Origin of the sequence: Nonomuraea sp. NPDC048901, assembly GCF_040649695.1 — a bacterium.
Lineage (GTDB): Bacteria > Actinomycetota > Actinomycetes > Streptosporangiales > Streptosporangiaceae > Nonomuraea.
In genome coordinates this window covers 219782-245562 of sequence record NZ_JBEZFW010000007.1, presented here as the reverse complement: position 1 = coordinate 245562, position 25781 = coordinate 219782, and the positions used below count along the sequence as shown (strand labels likewise).

Genomic DNA, 25781 nt, shown 5'->3' with positions numbered 1-25781 from the left:
TCGCGCGCTACTCTTATCAGCTGTGCCTGTATACGCGGCCTACGGCAGCAACATGGACCCCGAGCAGATGGCCATGCGTGCCCCTCATTCCCCGATCCGGGGCGTGGGCTGGCTGCAGGGTTGGCGCCTGACGTTCGGCGGCGAATACTTCGGCTGGGAGGGCGCGCTCTCCACCATCGTCGAAGACCCCGACGAGCACGTCTTCGTGGTCCTCTACGACGTGCCCGAGTTGGACGCCAACTCCCTCGACCAGTGGGAGGGCGCGGTCCGCGGCCTCTACCACAAGGTGCGGCTGCGGGTGCAGACGCTCGACGGCGAGCAGGTGGCCTGGTTCTACGTGCTCGACGGCTATGAGGGCGGCCTGCCCTCCGCCCGCTACCTGGGCATCCTGGCCGACGCCGCCGAGCGGGCGGGCGCCCCCGACGACTACGTCAAGGAGCTGCGGGGACGCCCCTGCAAATCGATCGGCGACTAGCTGAGCGGCTGGTCCTTGGTCTCCTTCAACGCGAAGACGTACACCAGTGTGGAGACCAGGGCGAGCGCCGACATGTACCACGGGAAGAGTCCCGCGTTGCCCGCGTCCTTCAGCGCCGTGCCGATGAGTGGCGCGGTGCCGCCGAAGATGGCGACGGTCAGCGAGTACGGGAAGCCCGCCCCCGCCGCCCGCACCCGGGTCGGGAACAACTCGGAGTTGACCGCGGCCGAGACCGAGGTGAAGCAGCCGAGGAAGATCATGCCGAGGCACTGGATGAACAGCAGGCTGGAGAAGGAGTTCGTCAGCATGCCGAGCAGCGGCACCGGCAGGATCGTGAACGCCAGGCCGAAGGTGATCAGCATGGGCCGGCGCCCGACCCGGTCCGACAGCATGCCGAGCAGCGGCTGCAGGACCATGAAGAAGACCAGCGCGATCGTGCTGACCGTGAGCGACTGACCCTTGTCGAAGCCCACGTTCTGCTGGGCGTAGGTCGGCAGGAAGGTCGTCCAGGTGTAGTAGGCGACCGTGCCCGCCACGGTGATGCCGACGATCAAGGCGGCCTTGGTCGGGTAGCGGACCAGGAACTCGAACAGGCCCGGACGCTCGGTCTTGCCCTCCTGGATCTCGCTGACGACCGCGCTGGTCTCCTCGGCGCCCTTGCGGATCCACAGGCCCACGAGGCTGATCACCGCGCCCACCACGAACGGGATGCGCCAGCCGTACGAGCTCATGTCGGCTTCGGCGAGGTTGGCGGCCAGCAGGGCGGCCAGGCCGGAGGCGAAGAGCTGGCCGATGGTGGTGCTGACGTACTGGAAGCTCGAGAACAGCCCGCGACGCCCGGGAGGGGCCGACTCGACCAGGAACGTGGTCGCCGCGGCGAACTCACCGCCGACCGAGAGGCCCTGGATCAGCCGCGCCAGCGTCAGGATGATCGGCGCGAGCACACCCGCCGCCTCGTACGTCGGCGTGATCGCCAGCAGCAGCGAGCCGCCACCCATCAGGATGATCGTGAAGGTCATCGCAGACTTGCGGCCGAACCGGTCGGCGAACGCGCCCACCAGCAGGCCGCCCAGCGGGCGCATGAAGAAGCCGACCGCGAACACCGCGAAGGCGCTCAGCACCGGGACCAGACTGTTCGTGCCGGACTTGGGGAAGATCTGCTCGGCGAAGTAGACGGTCAGGAAGCTGTATGTGTACCAGTCGAACCACTCGACGACGTTGCCGATGCTGGCCGCCATGAGCTGTCGGACACGGCTTTTGGGGATGCCGAGTGGCGATGGCGCCACGGGGGAGGTCGCCACGGGGGGCTCCTTTGCTGACAACTGCGATGATGGCCTACTGTGCATTCGGGCGACCGAAACAGTCAAATGCCTGGCAACATATTTACAAACCCGACATAGAGACGGCTCCCCGTGGATGTTCTCGACCGGCGCCTGGTCGCCGCTCTCCAGATCGGCCCCCGCGCGTCGTGGGGCGAGATCGGCAGGGCCGTCGGCGAGCACGAACGCACGGTCGCGCGCCGGTTACAGCGGCTGATCGCCGACGGCATGGTGCGCGTCACCGCGATCTATGACGACCTGCGTTCGGGCCACGGCCGGCCCGTGCACCTGCATGTCCAGGTCCGTCCGGGTACGGCGGCGCAGGTCGCCAAGGCGCTGGCCGACCGGCCCGACACGCGCTCGGTCTACTCGCTGACCGGGGCGGCCGACCTCGCCTGCGAGCTGGTCGCCCGGTCACGGGAGGAGCTGCACGACATCCTCACCGCGGAGATCAGTGAGATCGACGGGGTGCTGCAGACGCAGACGCAGGTCGTCCTGCACACCTTCAGGACGGTCGCCGAGTGGCACGCGCCCTACCTCAGCGAGCAGGAGGCAGCCCAGCTGCGTCCGCCCCCGGTCCTCGAAGTCCTTCCCGACGAGGACGGTCTTTCGCCTCTGGAGCAGGAGATCGCCGAACTGCTGGCCGGTGACGGCAGGATCGCGTTCACGGCGATCGCCGAGCGGCTCGACATCTCGGTGCCGACCGCCCGCAGGCGGGTGTCCTCGCTGCTCGAACGGCGGCTCCTGCTGCTGCGGGCCGAGGTCGAGCCCGCGCTGCTCGGCCTGGAGGTGGAGGGCAAGCTCTGGCTCAAGGTACGGCCGCACGGGCTCGACCTGGTCGGCCAGCGGCTCGCCGCGCACCCCAGCGTGCGTTACTGCGCGGCCACCTCGGGCACCCATTCCCTGATCGTCCAGGTCGCGGTGGCCCATGAGGCCGATCTCTACCGTTTCCTGACGGGTGTCGTCGGCCCGCTCGACGAGGTCACCGACATGGACGTCACCCTCATCACCCGCGCCTACAAACGCGGTCACCTCCACAAGTCCGGCCTGCTCACCCTGGAGAGGACACCATGACGCCCGCCGAGAACGAAGTCGCCGAACTCTGTGCCGAACTCATCCGCGTCGACAGCAGCAACTACGGGGACGGCACCGGCCCCGGCGAGCGGGCCGCCGCCGAGGCCGTCATGGCCAGGCTGGACGAGGTCGGCATCGAGGCCACCTACATCGAGAGCGAGCCGGGCCGGGGCAACGTCATCACCCGCGTCGAAGGCACCGACCCGTCGCTGCCCGCGCTCCTGGTCCACGGCCACCTGGACGTGGTGCCCGCCAACGCGGCCGACTGGTCCGTCGACCCGTTCGGCGGCGAGGTACGCGACGGCTACATCTGGGGCCGGGGCGCGGTCGACATGAAGGACATGGACGCGATGATGCTGGCCGTACTCCGCCAGCTCACCCGCGAGGGCCGCAAGCCGCGCCGCGACCTCGTCTTCGCCTGGGTCGCCGACGAGGAGGCGGGCGGCAACTACGGCGCCAAGCACCTCACCGCGCACCACCCGGAGCTGTTCGAGGGCGTCACCGAGGCGATCAGCGAGGTCGGCGGCTACTCCCTGGAGGTGGACCCGTCCCTGCGGCTCTACCTGATCGAGACCGCGCAGAAGGGTCTCGGCTGGATGAAGCTCATCGCCGACGGCACCGCCGGGCACGGCTCGATGCTCAACACCGACAACGCGGTCACCGAGGTGGCCAAGGCCGTGGCCAGGGTCGGCGCCCACGAGTGGCCGATCACCCTCACCCCGACGGTCCGCCAGTTCCTCACCGAGGTCGCGGACGCGTTCGGCCTGCCCTTCGACGAGGACGACCCGGCGCCCATCCTGGACAAGATCGGGCCGCTGGTCCGCTTCGTCGGCGCGACGCTGAGCCACACCGCCAACCCGACCCAGCTCAACGCCGGCTACAAGTCGAACGTCATCCCCGGCCAGGCCACCGCCGTGATCGACGGCCGCTTCCTGCCGGGCCACGAGGACGAGTTCTTCAAGACGATCGACTCGCTGATCGGGTCGAACGTCCGCCGCGAGTTCGTGCACCACGACATCGCGCTGGAGACCACGTTCGACGGCGCCCTGGTCGAGTCGATGATCGCGGCGCTGAAGGCCGAGGACCCCACGGCGCGGGCCGTGCCGTACTGCATGTCCGGCGGCACCGACAACAAGACCTTCTTCGCCGACCTGGGCGTACGCGGGTTCGGGTTCGTGCCACTGCGACTGCCCGGGGACATGGACTTCGCGTCGATGTTCCACGGCGTGGACGAGCGGGTGCCGGTGGACGCGCTCCAGTTCGGGGTACGGGTGCTCGACAGGCTCCTCCTAAACTACTGACGTGAGCAACGACCCCTACTCCCTGGCCAGAGCCGCCGCCGAGGCGCTGAAGAGCGCCTGCGGCCTCGACACCTTCGACGTCGCCCTCGTCATGGGGTCCGGCTGGGTGCCGGCCGCGGACGCGATCGGCGAGACGGTCACGGAGATCCCCTTCACCGACCTGCCCGGCTTCTCCGCTCCGGCCGTGGCCGGGCACGGCGGCAAGATCCGTGTTCTGCGCACCCCCGGTGGGCGGCACGCGCTGGTCTTCCTCGGTCGCAGCCATCTGTACGAGGGCCGCGGCGTCGACTCCGTCGTCCACGGCGTACGCACCGCCGCCGCCGCGGGAGTCGGCACGATCGTGCTGACCAACGCGGCCGGCGGGCTGCGCCCCGAGACGCAGCAGGTCGGCGACCCGGTGCTGATCAGCGACCACATCAACATGACCGGGGCCAACCCGATCACCGGCACCACGTTCATCGACCTCACCGAGGTCTACTCGCGGCGGCTGCGCGCGCTCGTGCAGGAGGTGGACCCGACCATCGCCGAGGGCGTCTATGTGGCCTTCCGCGGCCCCACCTACGAGACGCCCGCCGAGATCCGCATGCTGCGCACGCTGGGCGGCGACATGATCGGCATGTCCACCGTCCTGGAGGCCATCGCGGCCCGCGAGGCCGGTCTCGAGGTGCTGGGCGTCTCCCTGGTCACCAACCCGGGGGCGGGGCTGGCGGACGAGCCGCTCAACCACGAGGAGGTCCTCCAGGTCGGCCGCGCGACGGCCGCCCGCATGGGCACCCTGCTGGCCAAGATCGTGGACCGTCTGTGACCGACGACCCGGCACCCTCGTCCCCCGCGGCCGGCGAGCCTGCCAGCGACGCCTCCGCGACCGCCGAACCGACCGCAGACGCCCCCGTGTCCGCCGACGCTCGCGCAGCCGCCGACCTGGTCCCGGCGGCGCGTCTCTGGCTGGCGCAGGATCCTGATCCTGAGACCCGGGCCGAGCTGTCCGCCCTGCTCGACTCCGGCGATATCGAGGCGCTGCGCGACCGCTTCGGTGCCGGGCTCGAGTTCGGTACGGCCGGTCTGCGCGGTGAGCTGGGCGCGGGACCCAACCGGATGAACCGGGTGACCGTCATGCGGGCCGCGGCCGGTCTGGCCCAGGTGCTCGGCCCCGGCAGGCATGTCGTCATCGGCTACGACGCCCGCCACAAGTCCGACGTGTTCGCCCGCGACACCACGGCCGTGCTGACCGGCGCCGGACTGCACGCCTCACTGCTGCCCTGCCCGCTGCCGACTCCCATCCTCGCCTTCGCCGTACGCCACCTCGGCGCCGACGCCGGTGTGATGGTCACCGCCAGCCACAACCCGCCCCGCGACAACGGCTACAAGGTCTACTGGGGCGACGGCTCCCAGATCGTGCCGCCGATCGACGCCGAGATCTCCGCCGCCATCGAGGCGGTGGGCCGCGTCGACCAGTTGCCGATCGACGCGCCCGGCACGCTGACCGAGCTGGGCGAGAGCATCATCGACGACTACATCGACGCGGTGACCGCGCTGCCGCTCGGCGACGCCCGCGAGCTGCGGATCGCCTACACGCCGCTGCACGGCGTCGGGTCGGGCACGCTGACCGGGGCGTTCCTGGCCGCCGGGTTCGAGACCCCGATGGCGGTCGAGGAGCAGCGCAACCCCGACCCCGCCTTCCCGACGGTGGCGTTCCCCAACCCGGAGGAACCCGGCGCGATCGACCTGGCTGTGGCGCTGGCCAAGAAGATCAACGCCGATCTCGTCCTGGCGAACGACCCCGACGCCGACCGATGCGCCGTGGCCGTGCCGCTGGGCGACGGCTCCTGGCGCATGCTGACCGGCGACGAGGTGGGCGGCCTGCTGGCCGAGCACGTGATCACGCACACGTCCGGCGATCGCCTGGTGGCCACCACGATCGTCTCCTCGACGCTGGTGAGCAAGATCGCCGCCGCTCATAGCGTCCGCTACGGGGAGACGCTGACCGGCTTCAAGTGGATCATCAAGGCGGGTCCCGGGCTGGTCTTCGGCTACGAGGAGGCGATCGGCTACAGCGTCGGCTCCGACGCCGGGCTGCCCGTACACGACAAGGACGGCATCGGCGCCGCCCTGACCGTGGCCGGCATGGCCGCGGCGGCCAAGCGTGCCGGCCGGACGCTGCTCGACCTGCTCGACGACCAGGCCCGGCGCTACGGGCTGCACGCCACCGCGCAGCTGTCCGTCCGGGTCGAGGACCTGTCGCTCATCGCCGGCGCGATGGCCCGGCTGCGCGCCGACCCCCCGGCCGCGCTGGGCGGCCGGGCGGTCGAACGGGCTGACGACCTGAGCCTGGGTGACGGCGGGCTGCCGCCGACCGACGGGCTGCGGTACGCGCTGTCCGGAGACGCCCGGGTGGTGGTCCGGCCTTCGGGGACCGAGCCCAAGCTCAAGTGCTACCTGGAGGTGGTCGTTCCGGTGACCGGTCCGGTGGCGGATGCCCGAGCGCTGGCCGTACGGGAGCTTGACGCCCTGAAGGCGGACGTCGGCGCCGCACTCGGCCTCTAGGCACCGCCCCCTCAGGCACCCGCCCCCTTACGCACCGACCCTCCGGCGCCGCCCCCTCCAGGCACCGCCCGATCCGGCGCCCGCCCCCTCGGGCGCCGCAGGGGGCGGGCGCCGAAGGGTCAGGTCAGGCGGAACTCCAGGTCGGTGTCCCAGTTGTTGAGGTCGGGCTCGACGCGGGGATCCGTCTGGTAGAGCTCCAGGCGGCAGCCCCACAGCTCGGTGTCGCCGTCGCGCGTCATGTCCCACTTGAGGCCCTGCTCGGCGCCCCAGGTCAGGAGGTTCTCGATGACGCCCCTGAGCTGGTCGGGGTGGCCGTGGTGGCGTACCGTCGCGTAGCGCCCGGCCGGCAGGTGGGCGGCGAAGATGTCCCTTTCGACGGTCACCGGGGCCGCGACCGGCACGCCCGCCTCGACTTCCAGCCGGTCGGCCGGCATGTCGATGGCGAGGTACCTGAGGAACGGCGCCCCGGCGGGTGCCACCCCTCGCTCGGCCAGCCAGCCGATCAGCTCACCGATGCGGTCGGCCACCAGGCCGAAGGTGGTCATGCTGATGGTCCCGCGGACCCCCACGTAGGGGCGGTCGGGATGGTCAATGATGTTCGGCATTGTTTGCCCTCCTTCACTCACCTATACGAGGCGGGCCCGCGAAACTCATCGGCAGGCCGAAGAGCGGGAACAACCGCGGGTCCAGATACGTGGTCGTCCCGCTGACCCGGTCTCCCGAGACCTCGACGACCAGCAGCGCGAACGGCTCGCCCCCCAGGTACTGCCCGAACGCCGGAGAGCCGTTGGCCGTGCCCGCCGGGACCAGGCGGGAGCCGCCGCAGGGCGCGTCCGCCGCGAGCATGGCCTTGCGGATGTCCTCTCTGCCCCGCAGCCACCACGCGAACGGCGGCATCGACATCGTCGCGTCCTCGTGCAGCAGCGCGACGAGCCCCGACACGTCATACCGCTCGAACGCGTCCACATACCGCGCCAGCAACCGCCGGTCCACCTCGCCACCGTGGCCGGGCACCCCGGAAAGACCATCGCGGGCGGGCACCTCGGAAAGCGTCGCCCTGGCCCGCTGCAGAGCGCTGTTGACCGAGGCGACGCTGCCCTCCAGCAGCTCCGCCACCTCGGCCGCGCTCCAGCGCAGCACGTCGCGCAGGATCAGCACCGCCCGCTGCCGTGGTGGGAGGTGCTGCAGCGCGGCCACGAACGCCAGGCGTACCGTCTCCCTCTCGACGGCGAGCTCGGCCGGATCGGAGGGGAGCACCCGGCGGTCGGGAATCGGCGTGATCCAGGCCTGGCCGGGCAGCGGCGGGCCGAGGTCGGGGCCCGGTGACCCGGCGGGGCCGAGGTCCATGGCCCGCGCCCGCCGCTGAGCGCCCCGCAGCATGTCGAGGCAGACGTTGGTGGCGATGTGGAACAGCCACGAGCGGAGCGGCGCCCGGTCAGGGTCGTAGCGGTCGAGGCCGCGCCATGCCTTGACCAGCGTCTCCTGCACCGCGTCCTCGGCCTCGAACCCGGAGCCCAGCATCCGGTAGCAGTAACCGGTCAGCTCGGCACGGTGCCGCTCCAGCTCCTCCACTAGACCGGGGTCACCTCGATCTGGAGCTCCGTCACCCATTCGGCCAGGTCGTCCGGGCAGTGCAGGGAGATCTCCCTGGCCAGGCCGCTGGACCGGTAGCCGTTCGCCTCGATCCAGTGCGCCAGCGCCTGGAACGTCGGGCCCACCTCCTCCATCGGGCCATGATGGATGATCGTCGCCGCCGTCTCGATGCGCGGCAGAGTGACGAACTGGACGTCGTACTCGTCCTTCTCTTCCGCCGTGAAGGGGAACGCGACGTGCACCATCACGGCGCCGTCGTCTTCGGGGATGTAGTACGCGATGCCGGGCCCCGCTATGGTCACCCGCGCCGACTCCAGCCGCCCGCAGAGCTCGACGAACAGCGGCTTGATGACCGGCCCGATGTCCTCGCCCTCGTAGCTGGCGGCCCGCGCGCTGAGTTCGGCGACCCTGGTCGCGGCGACCTCCTTGAGCACGACCTCGTCCGTCTGCATGTGCCCCTCCGTCTCGATGGTCCGGAGCCTCGCCTCGACGCCGCGCAGCCTGGCCAGGTCGGCGCTGATCCGCGCCTCCAGCTGGGCGCGGCGCAGGCGTACCATGCCGTGCAGCTCTTCCGTGCTGACCTTGTCGTCGAGGATCGCCCTGACCTGCTCCAGCGTGAAGCCGAGGTCCTTGATCGCGACGATGCGGTTGAGCCTGGACAGCTGCGCCGCCTGGTATGAGCGATAGCCGGTGGCCGGGTCCACGTGCGCGGGGCGCAGCAGCCCGATCGCGTCGTAGTGGCGCAGCATGCGCACGGACACGAGCCCGAGCCTGGCGAAGTCTCCGATACTGAACATGACCCCTCCAGGTGTAGGGCCTGACACGGTGTCAGGGTCAACAACCTCGGCCGGTCAGCCCATCACGACCGTGGCTCGACGGCTCACCCCATCACGACCGTGGCTCAACCGGGTCAGCCGATCACGACCGCCATCACCACGAGCGCGATCGCCGCGGCCAGCACCGCGAACGAGTCGATCGCCCAGCTGGCGCGGGCGGGCGGGGCCTCCACATCGCGGCGCTTGGCCGACTCCGCCCGTTCGGTGATCTGCTGCCCCACCCAGTCGGCGTGCGTCTTCCCGGCGAACGCCTCCGCGGCCGCCTGCTCCGCCTTGCTCAGCGTGGGCTCGGTCTTGAAGCGACCGCGTTCCTGCCTCGGCGTGGCCCGGCGCTGCGCCCTGGCCCGCTCGCGCGCCGTGCTCATCGGCGTCCACAGCCGCAACACCTGCTCGGCGCCGTAGCGGACGTTGATGGTGTGGGAGACCACCACGTCGTTCACCGACGCCCACGGCACGAACGTCGAGCGGAGCGGGTTGCGCCCCACCAGCCCCTCCTCGGTCACCACGGTCGCGGGGCGGAGCGCGACCAGGTAGACCACGGCGGTGAGCGCTCCCAGCACGGCGCCCGCCACCAGCGAGGGCTTGCCGTTGTAGCGGGCGGTCAGATCCCAGATGTTGAAGGCGACGAACGCCAGCCACACCCAGCCGAGCACGAAGGCGGTCTTGGACCGGTAGGTCTCTTTCACGGCTGCCACTTCATCCGCGCGAATCCGGGCTTGATCACACCGTTGATCAGGGCCAGCCGCTCATCGAACGGGATGAACGCCGACTTCATCGCATTGACCGTGAACCACTGCAGATCATCCCAGCCGTAGCCGAACGCCTCCACCAGCTTGTCGAACTCCAGCGACACGTTGGTGCGGCTCATCAGCCGGTTGTCGGTGTTGACCGTCACCCTGAAATGCAGGCGGCGCAGCAGCCCGATCGGGTGGTCGGCGATGGAGTCGGCGGCTCCGGTCTGCAGGTTGGAGGTGGGGCACATCTCCAGGGGGATGCGCTTGTCGCGGACGTAGGCGGCCAGTCGGCCCAGCTTGGCCGAGCCGTCCTCCGACACCGAGATGTCGTCGATGATCCGCACCCCGTGGCCGAGCCGATCGGCGCCGCACCACTGGATGGCCTGCCAGATCGACGGCAGCCCGAAGCCCTCGCCCGCGTGGATGGTGAAGTGCGCGTTCTCCCGCTGCAGGTATTCGAACGCGTCGAGGTGCCTGGTGGGCGGGTAGCCGGCCTCGGCCCCGGCGATGTCGAACCCCACCACCCCGCCGTCCCGATAACGTACGGCCAGCTCGGCGATCTCCATCGACCGCGCCTGATGCCGCATCGCGGTCAGCAGCGTGCCGACCTTGATCCCGCGCCCCTCGGAGCCCTGCCGGAACCCGTCCAGCACCGCCTCGACCACCTGATCGAGGCTGAGCCCCGTGGTGGTGTGCTGCTCGGGCGCGAAGCGCACCTCGGCGTAGACGACCCCGTCGGCCGCCAGATCCTCCGCGCACTCGGCGGCGACGCGGGTCAGTGCCTCGCGCGTCTGCATGACGCCGACGGTGTGCTGGAAGGTCTCCAGGTAGCGTTCGAGCGAGCCTGAATCGGCCGCCTCCTCGAACCACTCGCGAAGGTTGTCGGCGTCGGTCGTGGGCAGTTCGCCGTAGCCGGAGTCGCGAGCCAGCCCGACGATGGTCTCGGCCCGCAGGCCGCCGTCGAGGTGGTCATGCAGCAGCACCTTGGGCGCCCGTTGGATCTCGTCAAGCGTGGGCCTCATCCGCCCATGATATGCGTCTTCCGCCGACGAACTCCCGGCTCCAACTGGGCCGACATCGGCCCGTGTCGCCGTTCACCCCACGGCTTTGAGGATCGCGTCGAACTTCTTGGTGAGCTTGATGGCGGTGGTCTTGTCGGCGTTCACGAAATAGACGTTCACCAGCCGGTCAACGCTCTCCACCAGTCCCTCCGCCACGGCGCCGTCACGGTCGCACACGATCGCGCCGTCAGCGGCCGACGATTCGCGCACCTTGCCGTCGTACCCGGTGCACGACTCGGTGAATTCCTGGCGAACGGCGGCGACGTCCTTCCCGCCGACGGTGTCGGTCCTCAGCACCAGCGGATCCGACCCCGCCTGCGGAGCGTCCGCCGCCGTGTAGAGACACACGCTCGCCTTGACCGATTCGAGGGTCTCCAGCGGGTGGTCGTCCCGCTTCTCCTTCAGCTCCCAGCTCAGCCCCGTGGCTTTGGAGAGCTCTTCCACGGTGAGCGAGCAGCCGCTCGCCGGCTTGGTTCCGCCGCTTCTGGCCGTTTCCGCCTGGGGTCTACATCCGGCGAGCAGCACAGCGGCGATGGCTAAGCCGAGCACGTACGCGCGAGCGGCGGTCGGACGTGTCATGGCGGAGCCTCCAGATCACTTGGGCGCCCCGGCGACCGGTGCCTCCCGTATTGCGTTCTTTCAGCCCATTAATAGAGGCATCGGCTTACATCCCTCTTGATCAACGCTTGCCACGCGCTCCTCTGGGAGGCGGTCAGATATGGCGTGGAGGACGACTTCCAGTGCCTGGGAATACGGAAACCGTCAATCCTCGGCGCGGTTGGCCCCGTCCGGGGAGAAGGCGGGCAGGCAGACGGCGATGTACTCGGCGCCGTCCGGGCCGGTGCTGTAGCGGATCTTCTCGCCCGGGTCCGTGACGATGGACTGGCCCGCCGTGACCTCGGTCGTGCCGTCGGCATGTTCCACCAGGAGCGTGCCGCGCAGGACGACGGTGTATTCGGTGAACGAGGGCGTTTGTGCGGGCTCGTCCCAGCCGGGCGGGGCGACCATGTGGGCGATGGAGATCGCCTCGTCGCCGCTGTTGACGCGGCCTACGTGCTCGTCGATGAGCTTGCCGCCGGGCACCGGGATGCGGGTAGCCGCTTCGATCTTTCTAACCACCAGGTCAGTGTGCCACGTCGATGACCAGCCGGTCGGGATCGGACTGCTCCTTCAGCTCGAACGCCGCCTGATGGTTGAGCACGAGGCCGACACCGACGCGGCCCTCGAAGTCGCCGGTCTTGACCACATGGGTCACGTTGCCGAGGTTGGCCGGGAAGATGGGCCCGCCCTTCCAGGTGGGCCTGCCCTTGGCGTCGTGGGCGTCGGCGGGCGCGAGGATCAGCTGGAGGTACGCGCCACCGGGCAGGTCGAACTCCTCGCCCGAGCCGTCCTGCAGCAGTTTGTCTACCCATTTGACGTTGTAGCCGGGCATGGAGCCCTTGATGTCGATCACCACGCGGTCGTAGGTGTCGTGGGCGGCGTAGCGGACGTTCTGCACGACCGCCGGGTCGCCGATGTTGTGCTGTACATCCACCTCGACCGTGCTCGTCGGCGCCGCCTTCCGCGTGCCCGTGTCGACAGAGATGGAGGACGAGGAGGTGGACGTGGACGTGGACGTCCGACCGCGTGACGTCGATGGGGTAGCGACCCTCGGTGGGGCGGTGGGCTCGGCTGACGCGCTCGTGGTCGCGCCGCTCCCAGTGCCGCCTGGCGAGGCCGTACCGCACGCGGTCAGTACGAGGAGACAGGCCAGAGCGGCGGCGTGGGCCGGGCGGCGTCGCGACGGATGCCCGAGCGCGGGTGGCGGGCGCATAGCAGATTGATTCCCCAGTTCAGAGGATCACAAGCGGCGCGGCGCGCGAGTGGCACGAACATGGGCCACCCATAGCCGACGCGTGGGGAGCACAAAGAGCGAGAAGGCCCCGCGCGGTACGCGGGGCCTTCTCAACGAATCGGACGCCTAAGTCAGACCGTCTCGTACACCTTCGCCTCTTCCTGCGGGGCTGCCACCGGCTTGCGCACGCGCAGCCCGGTGGCCGAGATCGCCACCCCGACCAGCGCCAGCACCAGCGACACCACGATCGCCGAGCGGAGCGACTCGATCGACAGAGTGGTGCCGTTGGAGGTGAGCACCGCCGAGACCACGGCGAGCACGATCGCGCCGCCCACCTGGCCGGAGGTGTTGAGCAGCCCGGAGGCCAGCCCCTGCTCGTCGTCGTGCACGCCGTTCGTGGCCTGGATGTTCAGCGGCGCGAAGGACAGCGCGAACGCGATTCCCAGCAGCAGCATGCCGGGAATGACCAGACCGCCCAGGCTGGGGTGCTCGTCGATGCCCAGGAACATCGCGTAGCCACCGGCCAGCGCCGCCGCGCCGATGATGGTCAGCTTGGTAGTGCCGAACCTGTCGGCGAAGTCGCCCATCTTGGTCGAGGTGATCGCGACGAGCACCCCGGCGGGCAGGAACGCCAGCGCGGTGCCGAGGGCCGACCAGCCGAGCAGGTTCTGGAAGTACTGCATGGCCACGAACTGGAAGGCCACGTAGGAGCCCATCAGGATGAGCAGCCCCAGGTTCGCCCGGACGAGCGAGCCGGAGCGCAGGATGCCCAGCCGGACCAGCGGGTGCCTCATCCGCAGTTCGGCGAGGACGAACAGGCCGAGCAGCGCGGCGACGGCGACCAGCGAGCCGATCGTGCGCAGCGAGGTCCAGCCGGCCTCGGGCGCCTGGACGACGGTGAAGACGAGCAGCAGCATCGAGGCGGTGATCAGCACGGCGCCGATCAGGTCGTGGCCGCCTTCGGCCCGCTCCTCTTCGCCGCGCGGCAGCACCCTGAGCGCGGCGATCAGCGCGATGATCGCGACCGGCACCGGCATCAGCAGCGTCCACCGCCAGCCGATCTCCGTCAGCAGGCCGGACAGCACCAGCCCGAGTGAGTAACCACTGGCGCCACACGCGGTGAAGATGCTGAGCGCCTTGTTGCGCTCAGGCCCCTCGGGAAACGTGGTGGTGATGATCGAAAGGGCGGCCGGCGCGGTGAAGGCGGCGCCCACTCCCTTGATGAACCTGGCCGCGATCAGCAGAGCGCCGTCGTCCACCAGACCACCGAGCAACGACGCGACGGCGAAGACACCCAGCGCGACCAGGAACACCCTGCGTCGCCCGAGCAAGTCGGCGGTCCTGCCGCCCAGCAACAGAAGACCGCCATAACCGAGCACGTAGCCGCTGACAACCCACTGCAGAGAAGAGGTAGAAAGGCCCAGGTCGTGCTGGATGGCGGGCAGCGCCACGCCGACCATCGACACGTCAAGGGCGTCAAGGAAGATCACTGCACAGAGCACGGCGAGCGCGCCCCAACGGGATGAGTGAGAGGACATGGGTCAGTACACTACATGCATCCGCATCTAATGCAAACGCATTTAATTCCGTTGCATCAGTTTTAGCGAAGTGGTAACCTCCGCGACATGGACGAGGAGTTCGTGGTCGGGACCTGGCACTACGTCCTGGCGAAGCGCGCCAAGGCGATGTGCTCGCTGGAACGCGAGCTGGGTGACAAGCACGGCCTGGGGCCGAGCGAGTTCGAGGTGCTGGACCGGATCGTCCATCACGACAAGAAGCTGCGGATCCAGGAGCTCTGTGACGAGGTTCACCTGAGCCAGAGCGCGCTGTCCAGGGTCGTGGCGCGGCTGGAGAAGGCTCAGCTGGTCTCGCGCGGGGTATGCGACCAGGACCGCCGTGGCGTCTTCGTCTGCATCACCGAGGCGGGGAGAGCGCGCCACAAGGAGGCCCTGCCGACGCAGCGCGCCGTCCTCGCCGACATCTTCGCCGACGCGCCCGTCCTCGTACGCTGAAGCCGCGGCACAAAGCACCGACGCCCGAAGCCGCCGGCGCCCGTGTACTAGGCCGTGATCCGGTCCAGCACCAGAGGCAGCACCTCGGCGCTCCCCGTCCCGACCTCGTAGCCGCCCTGCAGTGCCGCCAAGGCCCGCTCGAAGCGACCCGTCTCGTCCGCGTGCAGCGTCATCAGAGGCTGCCCCTCACGTACGAGGTCGCCCGGCTTGGCATGCAGCACGATGCCCGCCCCGAACGACACCGGATCCTCCTTACGAGCCCGCCCCGCCCCCAACCGCCAGGCCGCCAGCCCGACGGCATAGGCGTCCAGGCGTGACAGGACCCCTGAGGCAGGCGACTCGACCACCATGGTCTCCGCCGCCCTGGGCAGGATCGCGTCCGGGTCGCCGCCCTGGGCGGTGATCATCCGGCGCCAGGCGTCCATGGCCGAGCCGTCCGCCAGCGCCCGCGCCGGGTCAGGACCGGAGATCCCGGCCGCCTCCAGCATCTCCCGCGCCAGCCGTACGGTCAGCTCCACGACGTCCGGCGGCCCCCCGCCCGCGAGGACCTCGACCGACTCCTCGACCTCCAGGGCGTTGCCCACGGCGCGGCCCAGGGGGCGGTCCATGGCGGTGAGCAGGGCGACCGTGCGCACGCCCGCGTCGGTGCCCAGCGCGACCATCGTCTCGGCCAGCTCGCGGGCCCGCTCCGGCGTCTTCATGAACGCGCCCGAGCCCACCTTGACGTCGAGCACCAGCGACCCGGTGCCCTCGGCGATCTTCTTCGACATGATCGACGACGCGATGAGCGGGATCGACTCGACGGTGCCCGTGACGTCGCGCAGGGCGTACAGCTTCTTGTCGGCCGGGGCGAGGCCCGAGCCGGCGGCGCAGACGACCGCGCCCGCCGAACGGAGCACCGAGAGCATCTCGTCGTTGGACAGCGAGGCCCGCCAGCCGGGGATCGACTCCAGTTTGTCCAGCGTGCCGCCCGTGTGGCCGAGGCCGCGGCCCGAGAGCTGCGGGACATAGGCGCCGCAGGCGGCCACCAGCGGGGCGAGCGGCAGCGTGATCTTGTCGCCGACGCCGCCGGTGGAGTGCTTGTCGGCGGTGGGCCGGTCCAGCGCGGACCAGTCCATCCGCTCGCCCGAGCGGATCATCGCCTGCGTCCAGCCGGCGATCTCGCGCCGGTTCATGCCGTTCAGCAGGATGGCCATGGCCAGCGCGGACATCTGCTCGTCGGCCACCTCGCCGCGCGTGTAGGCGTCGATCACCCAGTCGATCTGGGCGGCCGTCAGCTCGCCACCGTCCCGCTTGGCGACGATGACTTCGATGACGTCCATGGACATCAGGCGGACCTGGACAGATCGTCCGGGCCGAAGGCGTAGGGCAGGATCTCGGCCATCCGCTTCGGCCCGTCCACGGTCTCGACCAGCAGCTCCTCGCCGCCGAACTCGAAGAGCAGCTGCCGGCAGCGCCCGCACGGCATCAGCAGCTCCCCGTGGCCGTCCACGCAGGTGAAGGCCACCAGCCGGCCGCCGCCCGAGGAGTGCAGCGCCGAGACCAGGCCGCACTCGGCGCACAGGCCCAGGCCGTAGGAGGCGTTCTCGACGTTGCAGCCGGTGATGACGCGGCCGTCGTCAACGAGCGCCGCCGCGCCGACGGGAAACTTGGAGTAGGGCGCGTACGCGTTGTGCATGGCCTCGATGGCCTCCGTGCGCAGGCCGTCCCAGTCGACGTTCAATGCTGTTCCCCCCGGCGATAGCGCACGCCGTCGGCCTTGGGCATCCGCAGCCGCTGCGAAGCCACCAGGAGCACGAGCAGCGTGAGCACGTGTGGTGTGATGAAGACGAATTCGTTCGGCAACTTGTCGACGGTCAGCCACAGCCAGATCAGCACGATCGTGCCCGCGGCGGCCGCCGCGATCAGGTTGTACTCCCTGGCGCCCCTGGTGACCATCTCCGCCGGCTGGTCGGACGACAGCAGCGCGCGCACCTTGGTACCGATGTAGATGAGCAGCAGGATGGCACCGAACAGGAAGAACGCCGTCACGGCCCCGGAGCTGCGCAGTTGCAGGCCGCTGGCGTAGCCGAACAGCGAGGCTCCCGCGGCCAGCCCGCCGGGCCGCCAGTTACCGAAGATCATGGCGGCCAGGCCGATGAACCCGCGGCCGGCTGTCTGGCCCTCGACGTACTTGGTGGAGATGAAGACCAGGAACACGCCGCCGAGCCCGGCGAACGCGCCGGAGATGACGACGGCCACGTACTTGATCAGGTAGACGTTCACGCCCAGCGACTCGGCCGCCCACGGGTTCTCGCCCGCCGAGCGCAGCCGCACGCCGAACGCCGTACGCCAGAGCACGAAGAACGTCAGCGGGAGCAGCAGCACGGCCAGGATGACCAGTACGTTCACCTCGTGGGTGAGCCCGCGCAGGATGCCCGCGACGTCGGAGATCAGGAACCAGTGGGTGCGCTCCAGGCTGCCGAGCCAGTCGGGGCCCGCCGAGAACAGCGGCAGGCTGGGCTCGGGCGCCTCCGACGACATGGCCGGCGAGGTGGTGATGCCCGCGCCCGCCGCGGCCGCGCGGGTGCCCTCGCCATAGAGGACCTCGGACAGGAAGCGGGTGATGCCGGGGCCGAGCAGGTTGATGGCGACGCCGCTGATGATGTGGTCGACGCCGAACGTCACGGTCGCGACCGCGTGGATCAGCCCGCCGAGCGCGCCCGCGATCAGCCCGGCGACCAGCGCGGCCATGAAGCCCCACTGGTATCCGGCCCAGCCGGCGAACCAGGTGCCGAGCACCATCATGCCTTCGAGGCCGATGTTGACCACGCCCGCCCGCTCGGCCCACAGGCCGCCGAGCCCGGCCAGGCCGATCGGCACCGACAGCATCAGGGCGGCGTTGAACGTGCCGGACGAGGTGATGTCGTCCTGCCCGGAGACGACGCGGACCACCGACATGACCAGGATGAGCACGGCCACGCCGATGAGCGCCAAATGGTACCGGCTGACCTTTGTCATGCTGTCACCTCAACGGGAGTGTTCCTGCCGAGCTGCTGAGCGGCCCGCCGTTCCTCGCGCCGCAGCGCGATCCTGCTGGTGATCTCGTTGGCGATGACCACCAGCAGCACGATCGTGCCCTGCATGATCATGATGACCGACGGCGGTACGTTGGCGAACTGCAGCGGGCCCTGCGCGTGGTCCAGGAAGCCGAACAGCAGCGCCGCGATCGCGATGCCACCGGGTTGGTTCCGGCCGAGCAGCGCCACGGCGATGCCCAGGAAGCCCAGCCCCGGGGTGAAGTTGGAGCCGAAGGAGTGCTTGTCGCCGAGGATCTCCGGCATGCCGATCAGCCCGGCGATCGCGCCGGAGAGCACCATCGCGGAGATGACCATCTTCTTCGGGCTGACGCCGGAGGCCAGCGCGGCCGAGGCGTTGAGGCCGCTGGCCTTGACCTCGAAGCCGAACCGGGTCCGCTCCAGCAGCACCCAGAGCCCGATGCCCAGCAGGACGGCCACCAGGAGGAAGCCCCACAGACCGCCACCACGGGGCGCCGGCAGCCCGAACATCTCGAACAGGACGTTGAGGTTGGGGAACCAGGCCGACTCGGGCAGCGCGGGCGTCGTGGTGGTGAGCACGCCCTTGGCGCGCTCCCCCGTGAAGGGACCGCGGACGAGGAAGGCGGCCAGGTTGATCGCGATGTAGTTCAGCATGATCGTGGAGATGACCTCGTTCACCCCCCTCGTCACCTTCATCACGGCGGGGATCAGCGCGTAGAAGCCGCCCACGACCATCGCCACCACGATGATCACCGGGATCTGGATCCAGGCGGGCGCCACGAACGTGGAGCCGACGTACGCGGCGCAGATGGCCGCGATGCGATATTGGCCCTCGACGCCGATGTTGAAGAGGTTCATGCGGAAGCCGACGGCCACGGCCAGGCCCGCGATGTACAGCGGCACGGCCCGGTTGAGCATGGTCGTGATGCCGTTGACCACCGCCCGCTCGGTCTCGCCGAAGTCGAAGAAGGCGGCGAACGCGGCCTCGGGGCTGGCCCCCGCCGCGATGATCGCGACGCTGGAGATCAGGATCGCCAGGATGATGGCGGCGACGGCGCCGGCGACGGTCAGTAGCGCCCGGTAGAGCCCGGCGGGCATCACGTCTCCTCAGTGCTGGTGATGGCGCCGGTCATATAGCCGCCCAACCGCTCGGGTGTGACGTCGGACGGGTCGAGGCGGGCGACGAGCCGCCCGCCGTAGATCACCCGCAGCGTGTCGGACAGGCCGATGAGCTCGTCGAGGTCGGCCGAGATCAGGAGTACGGCCAGGCCCGCCGCCCTGGCGTTACGCAGGTGGTCCCAGATCGCGGCCTGCGCGCCCACGTCGACGCCGCGGGTGGGATGGGCGGCGATGAGGAACTTCGGCTCGCCGCTCATCTCCCGCCCGACGATCAGCTTCTGCTGGTTGCCGCCCGACAGGGCCAGCGCCAGCGTGTCGACACTCGGTGTGCGGACGTCGTAGTCCTTGACGATGCGTTCGGTGTCGGCCCTGGAGGAGCGCCGGTTGACCCAGATGCCCTTGCGCGCGGGCGGCCTGGTCTGGTGGCCGAGCACCCGGTTCTCCCAGAGCGAGGCCTCCAGCAGCAGACCCTGGCGGTGGCGATCCTCGGGGATGTAGCCGATGCCCGACTCGCGGCGTTTGAGGGTGGACCACGTGCTGATGTCGGCGCCGTCGAGCGAGATGTCGCCGTGCACGGGCCGCATGCCCATGATGGCCTCGATCAGCTCGGACTGGCCGTTGCCCTCGACCCCGGCGATGCCCAGGATCTCGCCCTTGTGGATCTCGAACGACACGTCGTCGAGGAGCAGCCGGCGGCCCTCCGCGCGGAGTTTCTCCACGTACAGGGGAATCGAGGTGCCCTTGGGCACCGGGCGGAAGCCGTCGGCCTCCATGGTCAGGCCGGACACCGTCAGCGCCGGCTCGTCGGTCACCGTGGACTCGCGCGTCTCGGGCGTGGGCAGCTCGCTACCGACCATGAGCTCGGCCAGCTGCCGCGCGGTGACCTCGCCGGGGTCGACGCTGGCGACCGTGGTGCCGCGCCGGATCACGGTGATCGCGTCGGCGATGCTGAGCACCTCGTCGAGCTTGTGGGAGATGAAGATGACCGTCAGCCCCTCGGCCTTGAGCTCGCGCAGGTTGTCGAAGAGCTCGTCGACCTCCTGGGGTACGAGCACCGCGGTCGGCTCGTCGAGGATCAGGATGCGCGCGCCACGGTAGAGGACCTTGAGGATCTCCACTCGCTGCCGGTCACCGACGCCGAGGTCTTCCACCAGCCGGTCGGGGTCCACCCGCAGGCCATGACCGGCGGCCAGCTCGCTGATGCGCGCGCGGGCCCCGGCGGAGTCGAGCCGGCCGCCCTTCTTCGGCTCGGCGCCGAGGACGATGTTCTCCAGCACGGTGAAGTTGTCGGCCAGCATGAAGTGCTGGTGGACCATGCCGATGCCCGCGTTGATGGCGTCGCTCGGCGTGCGGAAGGCCACTTCCACACCGTTCACCTTGATCGTGCCCTCGTCCGGCTTCTGCATGCCGTACAGGATCTTCATCAGGGTGGACTTGCCCGCGCCGTTCTCCCCCACGATCGCGTGCACCGTGCCGGGTTCGACGGTGATGCGGATGTCATGGTTGGCGACGACGCCGGGGAAGCGTTTGGTGATGCCCTCCAGCTCGACGGCGGGTTGCACCGCGGCGAGGGTGTCGGCGTTCACAGATCGCTCACCGCTCCTCAATCGCTCCGCTCACTGGTGTCTCCAAGAGCGGATAGGCCGAAGGCCCGGGGTCGGTCTGGACTCCGGGCCCTCGGTCAACGTTCCTACCTCAATTACGGCTTGGACGGAACCGTGATTTTGCCGTCGATGATGTCCTGCTTGGCGGCGTCCAGCTTGTCCTTGATGTCGTCGATCTCGCCACCGGTGGTGGCCAGGCCCACGCCGTCGACCTTGAGGTCGTAGATGGTGTTGCTGCCACCCTTGGCGCCACCCTGGAACGCCTTGACGAACTCGAACACGCCGACGTCCACGCGCTTGAGCATCGAGGTCATGATGACCGACTGCAGGTTGGCCTCCTTGACCGTCTGGCGCTGGTCGGAGTCGACGCCGATGGCCTTCTTCTTGGCCGCGGCCGCCGCCTGGAACACGCCCAGGCCGGAGTCGCCGGCGGCGTGGTAGACGATCTCCGCGCCGTCCTGGTACATCTTCTCGGCCGCGACCTTGCCCTTGTCGGGGGCCTTGAAGCCGCTGAAGTCACCGTCGGGGCTGAGGTACTTGACGTCGATCTTGGCGTCCTTCTTGACCGACTTCACACCGGCCTCGAAGCCCGCCTGGAACTTCTTGATCAGGTCGTTCTCGACACCGCCGACGAAGCCGACGTGGCCGCTCTTGGCCTTGGTCGCCGCGGCGACGCCCGCCAGGTAGGAGCCCTGCTCCTCGGCGAACAGCAGGCCGGTGACGTTGGCCGCGTTCGAGGCGGAGTCGACGACCGCGAACTGGATCTCCGGGTATTCCTCGGCCGTCTTCTTGATGTCGTCGCCGTAGGCGAAGCCGACGCCGATGATCGGGTTGTAGCCCGCGTCGGCCAGCTGGCGGAGCAGCTCGCCGCGGTTGGAGCCGTCGGCCGCGGGGCTCAGCTCCTTGATGTCGGCCTTGAGCTCCGTCTTGGCCTTCTCCAGGCCCGCGTAGGCGGCGTCATTGAAGGACTTGTCGCCACGGCCGCCGACGTCGAAAGCGAGGCCGACCTTGAGCGCGCCGGCCTTCGGCGCCTCACTGCTGGCTCCGGAGGTCGGCGCCGCGCTGGACGTGGCGTCGCTTCCCGTGCCGCCGCTGCCGCCACAGGCCGCGGCCGCCATCAGCATGGCACCCGCTATCGAACCGGCCGCCATCCTGCCGAATCGCTTGCTGAGCAAGGCGACTCCTTTCCATTTCCCCGCCGTCAAACTTCGTCGCAGGCGCGAAGAAATGTACGGCAACCCTGCACGGAAGATAGTTGGTTGACCAGGGCGGACAAAACCGGCACACAGGGTCGCAACCGCTCCGTTATCGACATCACTCGTGTCCGTGACCTGAATCTGCGGATGCGGTCCGAGGACCGGCTCGGGAAGCTTTACCCAACTTTGGACACCGGGGGGCCCTTGCCGTCAGGTCGATCATGGCAGAGATTCCTGATCAACGGTGGATTTTCATCCTGGAGCCCTACATGCATCCTTGGAAGGCCATGATCATGCCCATGGCCGCGATCCTCATCGCGGCCATGGGCGCGGCGCCCGCCACAGCGGATACACCGACCGCCCCGGCTGCGGCCCCGGCGATCAAGATCGAGAACGCTATTAAGATCGAGAACAACGCCACCCAGCCCGTCTTCTCCCGCGCCGACGCCGTCAAGCAGACGGTGTACGTCGAGGTCGCGGGGACCGACAGCGACAGCGACGGCCTGCCGGACCGCGTCGCCGTGGACATCCTGCGCCCGAAGGAGACCGACGAGGGGCTGAAGGTCCCGGTCATCATGGAGGCCAGCCCCTACTACGCGGGCGGCAACGACGTGCCGAACCACGTGGTGGACGTGGACGAGAACGGCAACCCGCTGCCGACCCTGCGCTCGTACGCGAACAAGCTGGCGGCCGAGCCGTTCGACGGCTACTACGACAACTACTTCCTGCCCCGCGGCTACGCGATCGCGCTGGTGGAGAACCTGGGCAGCGGCCGCGCCACCGGCTGCCCCACCACCGGAGACCGCAACGAGACGGCCGGCCCGAAGGCCGCGATCGACTGGCTGAACGGCCGCGCGAAAGGGTTCACCCCGGAGGGCGCGCCCGTCTCGGCCACCTGGTCGACCGGGAACGTGGGCATGATCGGCGTCTCCTACAACGGCACGCTGCCCAACGCGGTCGCCTCGACGGGCGTCAAGGGGCTGAAGACGATTGTGCCCATCGCCGCGATCTCCTCCTGGTACGACTACTACCGGGCCAACGGCGGCGTGCTGGCGGCGGGCGGCTTCCAGGGCGAGGACGCGGACGTGCTGGCCAAGTACGTGCTCACCCGCGCCGACGGGCAGAAGGTCTGCGGGCCCGTCATGGACTACCTGACGGCGACGCAGGACCGGGTGAGCGGCGACTACAGCCGCTTCTGGAACGCCCGCAACTACCTCAACGACGTCGACAAGGTGAAGGCCAGCGTCTTCGTCGTGCACGGCCTCAACGACTGGAACGTCAAGACCAAACAGTTCGCCCAGTGGTGGTACGCCCTGTCCAAGCGCCACGTGCCGCGCAAGATCTGGCTGCACCAGGGCACCCACATGAACCCCTTCAACCTGCGCACCGTCGAATGGCTGCGGCAGTTGCACGGGTGGTTCGACTACTGGCTGTACGGCATCGACAGCGGCATCATGCGTGAGCCGCAGGCGGACGTCGAAATCGCCCCCGGCGAGTGGGGCACTCACGCATCGTGGCCACTTCCGGCCACCAAGCCAGTGGCCCTGCACCTCGGCTCCGGCTCGAAGCTGAACGTCTTCCCGCAGTACACGGCCCGCGAGTCCTTCGTCGACCAGAAGACCCGCACCGCCGAACAGTTGGTGGAGGCGGCCCCGGCCGCGGATCCCAACCGCCTGGCCTACCTGACGCCGGAACTGCCGGCCGCCGTCCGGATCTCCGGCACCCCGACGATCTCGCTCCGAGCCGCCCGCGACAGCGGCTCCTCGCCGTATTTGACGGCCCTGCTGGTCGACTACGGCACGGGCACCAGAGCGGACGGAACCCTGGTCACGACAGGCGAAACCCTCTGCTACGGCCAAGGCGTCCCGGGCGACACGGGCTGCACGACGCTGCGCAGGCTGGGCACGGCAACAACGCCCTACAAGATCGTCTCAAGAGGCTGGCTGGACATCAGGAACCGCCACGACCCGGCACGAACAGAGACCGTCAAACCGTCCCAGGAGTACACCTTCACCTGGGACTTCCAGCCAAAGGACTACCGGTTCGACCAGGGCCACAAGATCGGCCTGATCATCACGTCAACGGACAGGGACTACACGCTCCGCTACCCGGAGGGCTCGAAATTCACTGTCAACCCGGCCAAGTCATCCTTGATCCTGCCGGTGGTCCGGCCATAGGGCGGCCGGGGCCAAGAATGCGCACGTCACGGCGCTCAACCCCGTAAACCGGAGGAGCGTTCCCCTGGACAGAGGCCAGCCCCGCCCAGAAGGGTGGGGCTGGCCCATGCTTGCCGTAAAGGAAAATCAAGCACGTACGGTGGGGCGGGCCCGTGCCGACCGTAAGACTCAGGCGAGAACGGAATCGACGACGGGTTCCCAGAGCGCGGTCAGGGCGGTCGCGGCCATGAGGCGGACGCCCATGCCGATCGACGCCTCGTCGATGTCGAAGGTCCCCTGGTGGATGTCGTACGTCACGCCGCCCGGCGAGCGCGTGCCCAGCCGGGCCAGCGCTCCCGGGATCGACTCGAGGTACCAGGCGAAGTCCTCGCCGCCGAGCGACTGCTGCGTGGGCACCACCGCGCCCGGCCCCAGCGCCCGCTCGACCGCCTCGGCCAGCATGTCGACGCTCATCTCGTCGTTGACCACGGGCGGCACACCGCGCGTGTATTCCATCGTCGCGTCGATCCCGTAAGCGCCGGCGACCGACTCCAGCAGCGACTTGATCAGGTCGGGGGCCGCGTGCCAGGCGTTCTCGTCGAGGCAGCGCACGGTCCCCTCGGCCACGCCGTCGTCGGGGATCGCGTTGGCCGCGGAACCGGCCTGGACCTTGCCCCAGACCAGGCTGAGCGAGGAGCGCGGGTCCACCCGGCGCGAGAGCGCGGCGGGCAGCTCGGTGAGGATCTTGGCGAGGGCGAAGACCAGGTCGGCGGTGAGGTGCGGGCGGGCCGTGTGGCCGCCCGGACCCGACACCTTGATGGCCAGCTTGTCGCAGGCGGAGGTGATCGGGCCGGGCTTGAGCCCGACGTGGCCGAGGTCGACGCGCGGGTCGCAGTGGAGGCCGAAAATGCGCTCCACGCCGCTGATGCCGCCGTGCGCCATGACCTCGAGCGCGCCGCCGGGCAGTTCCTCGGCGGGCTGGAAGATCAGGCGGACCCGGCCGGGCAGCAGGCCCGCGGCGGCCTGCTGGGCGAGGAAGATCGAGGTGCCGAGCAGGATCGTGGTGTGCACGTCGTGGCCGCACGCGTGGCAGGCGCCCGGGACGGTCGAGCGGTAGGGCACGTCTTTCTCGTCGTGCAGCGGCAGCGCGTCGATGTCGGCGCGCAGCGCGACCGTGGGGCCGTCTCCGCTGCCCACGTCGCAGATCAGGCCGGTGCCGCGTGGCAGCACCGACGGCACCAGACCGGCGGCGGTGAGCCGCTCGGCGATGCGCTGAGTCGTGCGATATTCAGCGAAGGCCAGCTCAGGATGCATGTGCAAGTCGCGGCGGAAAGCCACCAACTCCTGATCGGTCTCCGTCAGGAACGCGTCGAGTTCCCCCCGAAGCTCACGTCCCCGCATGAGTCACCGTCCCGTCCAATTGCCATGTGATCGTCAACTGCCCGAAGTCACACGGCTTATAGCGCCGTAAATCGTCCTTTGGCCTCGCTGCGGCCGACTGTCCGGTCAGAGCAGCCGTCCGGCGAAAATGCCGCACCCACAGGTTTCGGTGCCAGAGATCGTCAGCACGGGGTTGTGATCCCCTCCTGAGGACAACCCACTGCGGAAACACGGCGGTCGGCCATGAACCCGAAGGCGATGTTCCAACTTTATCTCTTGCGTGTGGCTTCGCGCCGACAGAAACCCCGAAAGCCGGGCGGCTGCATGCCCGTAACCGCAGGTCGTTACCCTGAGTGAGCGCGCAGATGGCCCGGAAAATAGTCACAAGGGATCATTAGATGGTGACCCGTGGACACGACTTCCAAACGTGGTCTGCGCTTTCGAATCCTGTCACCTCCCGTCATGGTCATGACACTCCGACGATGGATGCTTTCGCGTAAAATGC

24 protein-coding genes are annotated in these 25781 nt (G+C 69.3%); 7 read left to right on the top strand and 17 right to left on the bottom strand.

Annotated features, from left to right (window positions below; translation table 11 throughout):
- The first annotated feature begins 22 nt into the window (after positions 1–22).
- Entirely contained in the window at positions 23–475 is a 453-nt protein-coding gene (locus AB0C30_RS25755; protein WP_225293571.1) for a gamma-glutamylcyclotransferase, read from the top strand.
- On the opposite strand, the gene AB0C30_RS25750 is transcribed toward AB0C30_RS25755, so the two are convergent.
- Positions 472–1776, bottom strand: a complete 1305-nt coding sequence (locus AB0C30_RS25750; RefSeq protein ID WP_357948680.1) for an MFS transporter — start codon at positions 1774–1776, stop codon at positions 472–474. The genes AB0C30_RS25755 and AB0C30_RS25750 overlap by 4 nt on opposite strands.
- Before the next feature lie 111 nt (positions 1777–1887).
- Here AB0C30_RS25750 and AB0C30_RS25745 point away from each other — a divergent pair, with 111 nt between their 5' ends.
- The 4 genes from AB0C30_RS25745 (at position 1888) to AB0C30_RS25730 (ending at position 6713) form a co-directional block, all read left to right on the top strand.
- Positions 1888–2868, top strand: a complete 981-nt coding sequence (locus AB0C30_RS25745; RefSeq protein WP_357948677.1) for an Lrp/AsnC family transcriptional regulator — start codon at positions 1888–1890, stop codon at positions 2866–2868.
- On the top strand, positions 2865–4169 hold the full coding sequence (locus AB0C30_RS25740) for a M20/M25/M40 family metallo-hydrolase (RefSeq protein WP_357948674.1): 1305 nt from the start codon (positions 2865–2867) through the stop codon (positions 4167–4169). The genes AB0C30_RS25745 and AB0C30_RS25740 overlap by 4 nt, the downstream gene beginning before the upstream one ends.
- Position 4170: 1 nt before the next feature.
- Positions 4171–4974 carry a purine-nucleoside phosphorylase gene (locus tag AB0C30_RS25735; RefSeq protein WP_357948672.1) on the top strand — a complete coding sequence of 268 codons (804 nt, stop codon included), beginning with the start codon at positions 4171–4173 and terminating at the stop codon, positions 4972–4974.
- Positions 4975–5060: 86 nt separating this feature from the next.
- Entirely contained in the window at positions 5061–6713 is a 1653-nt protein-coding gene (locus AB0C30_RS25730; protein WP_357949482.1) for a phospho-sugar mutase, read from the top strand.
- A 119-nt stretch (positions 6714–6832) separates the two neighbouring features.
- On the opposite strand, the gene AB0C30_RS25725 is transcribed toward AB0C30_RS25730, so the two are convergent.
- The 9 genes from AB0C30_RS25725 to AB0C30_RS25685 form a co-directional block, all read right to left on the bottom strand.
- A complete protein-coding gene (locus tag AB0C30_RS25725; protein WP_357948670.1) occupies positions 6833–7318 on the bottom strand; it encodes a GyrI-like domain-containing protein in 486 nt (161 codons plus the stop codon).
- A gap of 13 nt (positions 7319–7331) precedes the next feature.
- Entirely contained in the window at positions 7332–8285 is a 954-nt protein-coding gene (locus tag AB0C30_RS25720; protein WP_357948667.1) for a sigma-70 family RNA polymerase sigma factor, read from the bottom strand.
- Positions 8285–9103: a MerR family transcriptional regulator gene (locus AB0C30_RS25715; protein ID WP_357948664.1), complete on the bottom strand. Its 819-nt coding sequence runs from the start codon at positions 9101–9103 to the stop codon at positions 8285–8287. The genes AB0C30_RS25720 and AB0C30_RS25715 overlap by 1 nt, the downstream gene beginning before the upstream one ends.
- A gap of 113 nt (positions 9104–9216) precedes the next feature.
- A complete protein-coding gene (locus tag AB0C30_RS25710) occupies positions 9217–9828 on the bottom strand; it encodes a PH domain-containing protein (RefSeq protein WP_357948662.1) in 612 nt (203 codons plus the stop codon).
- On the bottom strand, positions 9825–10898 hold the full coding sequence (locus AB0C30_RS25705) for an adenosine deaminase (RefSeq protein WP_357948660.1): 1074 nt from the start codon (positions 10896–10898) through the stop codon (positions 9825–9827). The genes AB0C30_RS25710 and AB0C30_RS25705 overlap by 4 nt, the downstream gene beginning before the upstream one ends.
- Before the next feature lie 72 nt (positions 10899–10970).
- On the bottom strand, positions 10971–11516 hold the full coding sequence (locus tag AB0C30_RS25700; RefSeq protein WP_357948657.1) for a hypothetical protein: 546 nt from the start codon (positions 11514–11516) through the stop codon (positions 10971–10973).
- 183 nt (positions 11517–11699) lie between these two features.
- Entirely contained in the window at positions 11700–12056 is a 357-nt protein-coding gene (locus AB0C30_RS25695; RefSeq protein WP_357948654.1) for a cupin domain-containing protein, read from the bottom strand.
- Between the two features lie 4 nt (positions 12057–12060).
- Complete coding sequence (locus AB0C30_RS25690) at positions 12061–12471, bottom strand: hypothetical protein (protein WP_357948652.1); 411 nt, start codon at positions 12469–12471, stop codon at positions 12061–12063.
- Between the two features lie 431 nt (positions 12472–12902).
- Positions 12903–14261, bottom strand: coding sequence for an MFS transporter (locus AB0C30_RS25685; protein WP_357948649.1), 1359 nt, complete (start codon positions 14259–14261; stop codon positions 12903–12905).
- Positions 14262–14396: 135 nt separating this feature from the next.
- Between AB0C30_RS25685 and AB0C30_RS25680 the strand changes: the two genes are divergently transcribed.
- The gene (locus AB0C30_RS25680; RefSeq protein WP_357948647.1) at positions 14397–14783 is read left to right on the top strand and encodes a MarR family transcriptional regulator; all 387 of its coding nucleotides are present in this window, start codon (positions 14397–14399) and stop codon (positions 14781–14783) included.
- A gap of 47 nt (positions 14784–14830) precedes the next feature.
- Here AB0C30_RS25680 and AB0C30_RS25675 read toward each other — a convergent pair whose 3' ends face one another.
- From AB0C30_RS25675 to AB0C30_RS25650, 6 genes are all read right to left on the bottom strand, one after another.
- The gene (locus AB0C30_RS25675; protein WP_357948643.1) at positions 14831–16105 is read right to left on the bottom strand and encodes a thymidine phosphorylase; all 1275 of its coding nucleotides are present in this window, start codon (positions 16103–16105) and stop codon (positions 14831–14833) included.
- 5 nt (positions 16106–16110) lie between these two features.
- Complete coding sequence (locus AB0C30_RS25670) at positions 16111–16506, bottom strand: cytidine deaminase (RefSeq protein WP_357650981.1); 396 nt, start codon at positions 16504–16506, stop codon at positions 16111–16113.
- Positions 16503–17783, bottom strand: coding sequence for an ABC transporter permease (locus AB0C30_RS25665; protein ID WP_357948640.1), 1281 nt, complete (start codon positions 17781–17783; stop codon positions 16503–16505). The genes AB0C30_RS25670 and AB0C30_RS25665 overlap by 4 nt, the downstream gene beginning before the upstream one ends.
- A complete protein-coding gene (locus AB0C30_RS25660) occupies positions 17780–18919 on the bottom strand; it encodes an ABC transporter permease (RefSeq protein WP_357948638.1) in 1140 nt (379 codons plus the stop codon). The genes AB0C30_RS25665 and AB0C30_RS25660 overlap by 4 nt, the downstream gene beginning before the upstream one ends.
- On the bottom strand, positions 18919–20526 hold the full coding sequence (locus AB0C30_RS25655) for an ABC transporter ATP-binding protein (protein WP_357948636.1): 1608 nt from the start codon (positions 20524–20526) through the stop codon (positions 18919–18921). The genes AB0C30_RS25660 and AB0C30_RS25655 overlap by 1 nt, the downstream gene beginning before the upstream one ends.
- Positions 20527–20639: 113 nt before the next feature.
- Positions 20640–21719: a BMP family ABC transporter substrate-binding protein gene (locus AB0C30_RS25650; protein ID WP_357948633.1), complete on the bottom strand. Its 1080-nt coding sequence runs from the start codon at positions 21717–21719 to the stop codon at positions 20640–20642.
- A 290-nt stretch (positions 21720–22009) separates the two neighbouring features.
- On the opposite strand from AB0C30_RS25650, the gene AB0C30_RS25645 reads away from it, so the two are divergent.
- Positions 22010–23917, top strand: coding sequence for a Xaa-Pro dipeptidyl-peptidase (locus AB0C30_RS25645; RefSeq protein ID WP_357948630.1), 1908 nt, complete (start codon positions 22010–22012; stop codon positions 23915–23917).
- A gap of 168 nt (positions 23918–24085) precedes the next feature.
- Here AB0C30_RS25645 and AB0C30_RS25640 read toward each other — a convergent pair whose 3' ends face one another.
- On the bottom strand, positions 24086–25297 hold the full coding sequence (locus AB0C30_RS25640) for a M20 family metallopeptidase (RefSeq protein WP_357948627.1): 1212 nt from the start codon (positions 25295–25297) through the stop codon (positions 24086–24088).
- Positions 25298–25781 lie beyond the last annotated feature (484 nt).

What these genes read in the sequence shown, in the direction of transcription:
- AB0C30_RS25740 (WP_357948674.1), top strand. Translation starts at nt 2,865, where the DNA reads ATGACGCCCGCCGAGAACGAAGTCGCCGAACTCTGTGCCGAACTCATC.
- AB0C30_RS25725 (WP_357948670.1), bottom strand. Translation starts at nt 7,318, where the DNA reads ATGCCGAACATCATTGACCATCCCGACCGCCCCTACGTGGGGGTCCGC.
- AB0C30_RS25715 (WP_357948664.1), bottom strand. Translation starts at nt 9,103, where the DNA reads ATGTTCAGTATCGGAGACTTCGCCAGGCTCGGGCTCGTGTCCGTGCGC.
- AB0C30_RS25705 (WP_357948660.1), bottom strand. Translation starts at nt 10,898, where the DNA reads ATGAGGCCCACGCTTGACGAGATCCAACGGGCGCCCAAGGTGCTGCTG.
- AB0C30_RS25700 (WP_357948657.1), bottom strand. Translation starts at nt 11,516, where the DNA reads ATGACACGTCCGACCGCCGCTCGCGCGTACGTGCTCGGCTTAGCCATC.
- AB0C30_RS25680 (WP_357948647.1), top strand. Translation starts at nt 14,397, where the DNA reads ATGGACGAGGAGTTCGTGGTCGGGACCTGGCACTACGTCCTGGCGAAG.
- AB0C30_RS25675 (WP_357948643.1), bottom strand. Translation starts at nt 16,105, where the DNA reads ATGGACGTCATCGAAGTCATCGTCGCCAAGCGGGACGGTGGCGAGCTG.
- AB0C30_RS25665 (WP_357948640.1), bottom strand. Translation starts at nt 17,783, where the DNA reads ATGACAAAGGTCAGCCGGTACCATTTGGCGCTCATCGGCGTGGCCGTG.
- AB0C30_RS25660 (WP_357948638.1), bottom strand. Translation starts at nt 18,919, where the DNA reads ATGCCCGCCGGGCTCTACCGGGCGCTACTGACCGTCGCCGGCGCCGTC.
- AB0C30_RS25645 (WP_357948630.1), top strand. Translation starts at nt 22,010, where the DNA reads ATGCATCCTTGGAAGGCCATGATCATGCCCATGGCCGCGATCCTCATC.
- AB0C30_RS25640 (WP_357948627.1), bottom strand. Translation starts at nt 25,297, where the DNA reads ATGCGGGGACGTGAGCTTCGGGGGGAACTCGACGCGTTCCTGACGGAG.